Genomic DNA, 6,595 nt, shown 5'->3' with positions numbered 1-6,595 from the left:
TATCTTCCATCCGATCCCGCAACGCCGGCACCTCCACAGGAAACACAGCCAGCCGATGATAAAGATCCAATCGAAACGTTCTCTCCACGCCAACACTACTCGCCAGCTTCTCCAAAGGCTGATGTGTCGCCGCAATCACCCTCACATCCACGCGCATCGTCTCGTTATCGCCCACGCGCTGCAGCTCTCCGCACTCCAGGAAGCGCAGCATCTTCGCCTGCAACGCCATCGGCATCTCGCCGATCTCATCCAGAAACAGCGTCCCCCCATGAGCCGCTTCAATCCGTCCCGTCCGCGACTGCACCGCCCCGGTAAAGGCTCCGCGTGTGTGCCCAAAGAGCTCAGCCTCCAGCAATGCCTCAGGAATCGCCGCACAGTTCAACACTGCAAACGGCTTGCCCGCACGATCGCTCAAGCGGTGCAAAGCCCTCGCCACGACCTCCTTTCCCGTGCCCGTCTCTCCTTCGATCAATACTGTCGTTGACCGCGGCGCCACCAGCCGAATCAACCGTGCCAGTTCGCGCATCGGCTCGCTTGCCCCTATCATCTCCGGCAGCATCACATCATTCTTTACCGCACTCCACGTCTTCTCATCCCGCCCCAGCAACACTGCAAGCGCCTGCCGCGTAGATTCCAGCCGAACCTGCTCTTCCCTCTCCCGTGCCTCGTCCTGATCTATATCTTTCTTTGTAGGAGACGCAATCCTTATAGGCGCACGCCCCCCCGCACCAGACGAGGCCGCTGCTACAGGCGAAGGCACTGGCACTGCTGCCGGAGCTGCAATCCAAGCCGCCGTATCGTTCAGCGGAGCATTCTGCGCCTCCCGCAGCGCATGCAGCAACTCATTCCGCCGCGGACTACGCGCTCCACCATCCACCCCGCCATCCACACGCAGCAGCTCCATCGCCGGATACATCATCCGGATCACGCTCGCAAACTCTCCCACCTCGAGATCCGGCAACCAGCTATCCACTAGCATCGCCTCAGAGCGTGAATCCTCTAGTTGAGCCATCGCCTCTGCGCCTCCGCTGGCTTCGCGTACCTGCCACCGCAGCCCCGTTAGAGAGGTGCGCAATCGCTGTCTCAGCCCTGCATCCGCACTCGCCAGTACCACAGTCCGCGCAGCAGCCACTTCACCTGCATCCATATTCAACACTGACTCACGTCCCATATCCATCTCCCTCACCCTATACTTTTCTCGTTTGCGTCCACCATCATGTGCTGCAACATCGTTCGCATCGTCCCGACCATCTGATTGAGCCGCACACACTCCTTCAACGACTCACGAATCGCCTCCAGCATGGCGTCCGGCTCCCCGATCATCTCGCCCATCGCCAGTCTGCATTGCAGGACCGTCAGTGGCTGGCAAAGACCGTGCAGCGCAACGTCAAGTCGTTCCACAATCGCTGCATGATCCGCCGATGATGCAACCTCACGCACCGGCAAACGCCACGCCTGCGAGAGGCATGGCAACTCGCCCCACCGGTTTGCGCCCGCTACTCATCCGGTAGCCCTCGCCCCGTACCGTCTCGATGACAGAACATCCGGAATCGCCCTCCAGAGCCGCCACCGATAACTTTCGTCGCAGATAGTTGACATAGACATCCACGACGTTAGTCCCTGCATCAGGAGACATCTGCCACACGTCTCGCAGCAGTTCACTTCGGCTGCAGCACTGGCCACGTCGCATCAGCAAAAACTCCAGCAGGCTGAACTCCTTCACCGTGAGATCCACCGGCTGTCCGTTCCGCATGACCTTGCGCTCCATCCGGTTCAGCTCGACATCGCCATGTCGCAGCACTGGATCGGCAAACTGCTCTCGTCGTCGCATAAGCGCACGGCATCGCGCCGTCAGTTCATGAAAGCTGAAAGGCTTCAGCAAACAATCATCCGCACCAAGGTTCAGGCACTTTATCCTCTCCTCAACTTGGCTACGACCCGTCAACACCAGCACCGAGGTCTCATCGAAGCGGCCGTGCATCTCCGCCAACACCTCAGTCCCGTCCTTGCGAGGAAGGCTTAGATCCAGCACGATCAGGTCCGGACGATGTTCTTCGGCATACCGCAACCCAGCCTCGCCATCACTTACCCACTCCACCTGATGTCCTTCCAACTTCAGGCCCTTCTGTAGAAATAGCCCCAGAGCCGCATCATCTTCGACGATTAGAACTCTCATATTTGTCTCTCCCAAGGCACAATCAAAGTGTTTCAAGTTACCAACACCGACCGAAACACATTACCGTTGCGGTGGCGTATTATTACCTTGGTGCATTCAGAGCGTTATGACAAGAGTTCCCTGCAATCTTTTTCAGTGCAGAATTTCAAAATGGGAATATCGCGCTACTTCGCTAAAAACCGCTCTACCCTGGACGATACCGCCTCAGCATCACAGTTCATGATCAGGTGAGCGCAGCTCCCTGGCGAAATATACGTCTCTGCTCCAGTCACCTTCGCCCACTCCAGCGCAGGCTGCGGGGTCACCATTCGGTCTTCAGCCGCCACAATCACCAGAAACTTCACCGGCACTCCTCGCGCAACTTCCGCAATCGTTCTACCGTGCAGTACGTCGTGATGCATAATCGCCTTCGCCTGCCACACTCTGTCATTCGCATCCTGGCGTTGAGGCGACTCCACCAGCTTCAACCACTCTGCAAACTGCTCTCTAGGCACCTCTGCATTCCGATACTGAGGTGCGCTTACCAACTGCGTCCCAATCGCATTCGCCAGCTTCAACGGTGGTTCTGTACTGTAAAGTCCCCCCTTATATTCGGGGTCGGACTCAATCGCATCGATCACAATCTGCTTCGACAACAAATCAAAGCTCGTCACCTGCGGCGTTCCCACAATCGGCGCCGCAAGATCCACAAACTTCGGGTACAAAACTGCCCACGCAAAAACCTGCTCTCCGCCCATGGACAGGCCCACCGCCGCATGCACGTGCCTCACGTGCAGCACCTCCCTCAGCACGCGGTACTGTGCCCTTACCATGTCCTCCATGGTGAACTCAGGAAACTCCGGCCCATGTTGACGTTTACTATTAGACGGCGACGAAGATACCCCATCGCCAAACGCATCGAATGCCACTCCAAAGAACTGAGACGTATCCACCAGCCGATGCCCAGTGCTCTTCTCCCCAAACAATGGAATGAGATCCTCACTTCGACCGTTCAACCACGATGGCATGATCACGACATTCGATCCATCGGCGTTCAACGTGCCAAAGGTCCTGTACCCCACCCTGCAGTCCAGCACGACCTTATCTCCCTCCACAGGGCAGCTTCCCAACTCGGCAATCTTCTGTACGCCCTCCAGCCCCCACACTGCTGACGCCGTCATCACACTCCATACAAGGGCCGACCCAAAGAATAGAACTCGCTTCAACGAAGTCTTCATGGCATCAGCATATCGCCCACAGACCAGGAGGAATCCTTTCGTGAACAGGTGACCAAAATAATATAGTTACACTTCGCTTTTTATTCGCTACAATCATGCGCATGGCTATCACACGGCGGCAAAAAGAGGTTATCGACTTCCTCTCCGGCTTCACCCAGAAAAACGGCTACTCCCCATCCTATGAGGAGATCGCCACGGGTCTGGGGCTCAGCTCTCTGGCCACCGTACATAAACACATCACTAATCTTCAAAACAAAGGCCTTCTCCAACGAGCGCACAACCGCAGCCGCTCTATTGATGTTCTCCCCGCCCGTAACAGCAAAAAAGGCGCTGACCGTCTTCCGCTGCTCGGCCGGATCGCAGCCGGTCAGCCGGTTGAAGCCATTGAAGGCGCCGAGAGCATCTCCCTCTCGGACATCATCGGCAACCGCGAAGTCTTCGCTCTCGAAGTCCGGGGCGACTCCATGCGCGACGAACACATCGTCTCCGGGGACTACGTTCTCGTCGAACGGACCCGCACGGCACGCGAAGGCGAGATTATCGTAGCTCTTATCGATGGCTCTGACGCTACCCTCAAACGCTTCTACCGTGAAGGCAGCATGATCCGCCTGCAACCCTCCAACACGGAGATGTCGCCCATCTATGCCCCGGCTGCTAACGTCAGCATCCAGGGCAAGGTCCTCGGGGTTCTGCGGAAATACGCCTGAAATTAATCTTCGCCGCACCATCTCCACGCTCCCTCCCACCCTTGTTCCTCGTCTAAACGTCGACTCTGCAACACTGTCACGTCTTTAAGTAAACTTTTTCGTAGTCAACGGAACTGAGCAACGCCTTCCTGCGTAATCACACTCCGAAGACTCATATCATCAGAACCACGGGAGCAAACATTGGCCACGCAGCGTAAAAATAAACGGAAAACATGGCTCTGGGCTGGCCTTACCGTCCTCGTAGTAGCCGTCGTTCTTGGAGTGGTCGTCGCCGCTCGCGGTAACACCACCAAGTTCGAGCCGTCGCAGTTGGCCAAGGCAGAACGCGGAGATATTGCCCGGTCGGTCGTCGCCACCGGCAAAGTGCAGCCCATCACCAAAGTCGAGGTCAAATCAAAAGCCTCGGGCATCGTCACCCGTCTCGACACTGATATTAACGCCCACGTCCATCAAGGTCAGGTATTGGCTCAACTCGATCAGCAGGAGATCCTCGATCAGGTAGCCGCTCAGAAAGCCCAGCTCGCCGCAGCCGAATCGAACGCCCGCGCCGCCGAAGCTTCCATCGAGTACGACAAGGTCAACGCAGAAGCGCCTGACTTGCCCATGTACAAGCACACTTATGATCGCAATCTTGAGATGTCCAAAGAAGGCGTAGTCTCCCAGCAGGCATTGGACGACGCTCAGCAGAAGTACCTCTCTGCCGCCAACACCCGCGACAAAGCCGTCTCTCAAATCTCTGTCGATACCTCCAAACTTCGCCAGGCCCAGGCCCAGGTAGCTCAGAATCAGGCGTCCTTGAAACAGCTTGAAGAGCAGCTTGGCTACACCACCGTGATCTCGCCGATGGATGGCACCATCCTCTCCCGCGACGTTGAGATTGGCGACGCCGTCAGCTCCATTCTCGTCCTTGGCTCTACCGCAACCCTCGTTATGACCATCGGCGACACGAACCAGGTCTACGTGCAGGGCAAGGTGGACGAGTCCGACATAGGCAAGGTCTACATGGGGCAGGCTGCCCGCATAAAGGTCGAGTCGTTTAAAGACAAGACCTTCCTGGGCAAGGTCACCAAGATCGCTCCCCTCGGCGTTGAGAAAGATAACGTCACGACCTTCGAGGTTCGAGTCTCCATCGACAACCCCGGCGGCGAACTCAAAGCCAACATGACTGCGAACGCTGAGATCCTGCTCGAAGAGCACAAAAACGTTCTTACAGTCCCCGAGCAGGCCGTCCTCTACGATAAAGATCGCAATGCCTCCGTAGAAGTTCCAGACCCCAAACAGAAGACCGGGCGCCGCAAGATCGACATTAAGGCTGGCATCTCAAATGGCACCAAAACCGAGATCCTCGCTGGCCTCAACCCTGGAGATACTGTCATCCTTCAGCAGTAACCCGTAAGGCCAGTGGCTACACTTAAAGTTCGTCGCCTGAGCGAACAAAGATCACTTTCAACAGGCGAGGCAACATCGAACCGAAGCCCCATAAGTCGACTAAAGGAATGTCCATGAAGATCACGATGATCAAAATGATCGCCTCCACCGCTGCAATGTTCACCCTGACCGCAGTCACAGCCTTCGCAGCCGACAGCAGCTTCGAGCGCACTCTCAGTGGCGGAAGCTCTCCTAACGTCTCGGTCTCTACCGGCTCCGGTCAAATCCGTCTCCACCCCGGCTCAGGAGATCAAGTCCACATCGTCGCCCATCTTCACTCCAGCCATGGCTGGATGAGCGGCGGCTCCGATGCCGATAGCCGTATTCAGCAGATCGTAGCGAATCCGCCTATTGTTCAGAGCGGAAATGACATCACCATCGGTGAGCGTCATCAGAACGACATCTATCGCAACATCTCCATCGACTACGACATCACCCTCCCGCACGCCTCCACCATCAACTCCATCACCGGCTCCGGCGATGTCGACATTCAGGACGTGGGCGCCTCCGTCAAAGCGCAGAGTGGCTCAGGAAACGTCCATGTGCGCGGGGTTCAGGGTATGACCACCCTTGGCACAGGCTCCGGCGACATCGAACTCCAGCAGACCGGTCCCGGCGACGTAAGAGCAGAAACCGGCAGCGGGAACATCCAGCTTCATGGACTCTCCGGTGCCCTTAAAGCCAGTACCGGCTCCGGTGACATCACCGCCGAAGGCCAGCCCACTAGCGATTGGAAGCTCTCCACAGGAAGCGGCAACGTTCACCTCTCCGTCGGCAACGCTCACTTCAACCTTGATGCCGACACTGGCTCCGGTAACATCACCGTAGCCCAGCCCATGACGATGCAGGGCAGCCTGAACCGTCACCATGTGACCGGCGTCGTAGGTGGAGGCGGACCTACTCTGCGCATCGGTACTGGCTCCGGCGACATCCAGATCAAGTAGTTTTCCCGCAAAAGAGAAGGTGGCCGCAATCACGTCTGCGGCCACCTTTTCTTTTGCATCTTCAACGTTACGCGATAACCGTTACCCGCCCATTCTCCAGGTCATAGACTCCGCCAGCCACCT

At 57.1% G+C, this 6,595-nt stretch carries 7 protein-coding genes; 3 read left to right on the top strand and 4 right to left on the bottom strand.

Annotated features, from left to right (window positions below; all coding sequences use genetic code 11):
- From GSQ94_RS12160 to GSQ94_RS12145, 4 genes are all read right to left on the bottom strand, one after another.
- A partial coding sequence (locus GSQ94_RS12160; protein WP_158944147.1) for a sigma 54-interacting transcriptional regulator occupies positions 1-1,171 on the bottom strand: 1,171 nt, incomplete at its 3' end.
- 11 nt (positions 1,172-1,182) lie between these two features.
- Positions 1,183-1,401, bottom strand: a complete 219-nt coding sequence (locus GSQ94_RS12155) for a hypothetical protein (RefSeq protein WP_158944146.1) — start codon at positions 1,399-1,401, stop codon at positions 1,183-1,185.
- A 31-nt stretch (positions 1,402-1,432) separates the two neighbouring features.
- Complete coding sequence (locus GSQ94_RS12150; protein WP_158944145.1) at positions 1,433-2,176, bottom strand: response regulator transcription factor; 744 nt, start codon at positions 2,174-2,176, stop codon at positions 1,433-1,435.
- 164 nt (positions 2,177-2,340) lie between these two features.
- Positions 2,341-3,336 (bottom strand): alpha/beta fold hydrolase, encoded by a 996-nt coding sequence (locus tag GSQ94_RS12145; RefSeq protein ID WP_158944144.1) that lies wholly within the window; start codon positions 3,334-3,336, stop codon positions 2,341-2,343.
- Positions 3,337-3,494: 158 nt separating this feature from the next.
- Between GSQ94_RS12145 and lexA the strand changes: the two genes are divergently transcribed.
- The 3 genes from lexA (at position 3,495) to GSQ94_RS12130 (ending at position 6,472) form a co-directional block, all read left to right on the top strand.
- Positions 3,495-4,100 carry a transcriptional repressor LexA gene (gene lexA / locus GSQ94_RS12140; protein ID WP_158944143.1) on the top strand — a complete coding sequence of 202 codons (606 nt, stop codon included), beginning with the start codon at positions 3,495-3,497 and terminating at the stop codon, positions 4,098-4,100.
- 180 nt (positions 4,101-4,280) lie between these two features.
- Positions 4,281-5,489 carry an efflux RND transporter periplasmic adaptor subunit gene (locus tag GSQ94_RS12135; RefSeq protein ID WP_158944142.1) on the top strand — a complete coding sequence of 403 codons (1,209 nt, stop codon included), beginning with the start codon at positions 4,281-4,283 and terminating at the stop codon, positions 5,487-5,489.
- 113 nt (positions 5,490-5,602) lie between these two features.
- Positions 5,603-6,472 carry a DUF4097 family beta strand repeat-containing protein gene (locus GSQ94_RS12130; RefSeq protein WP_254063828.1) on the top strand — a complete coding sequence of 290 codons (870 nt, stop codon included), beginning with the start codon at positions 5,603-5,605 and terminating at the stop codon, positions 6,470-6,472.
- Positions 6,473-6,595: the final 123 nt, after the last annotated feature.

It is taken from the genome of Granulicella sp. S190 (genome assembly GCF_009766095.1).
Lineage (GTDB): Bacteria > Acidobacteriota > Terriglobia > Terriglobales > Acidobacteriaceae > Edaphobacter.
Note: the sequence above shows the minus strand (reverse complement) of the source record. Positions and strands in the feature narration are given on the sequence as shown.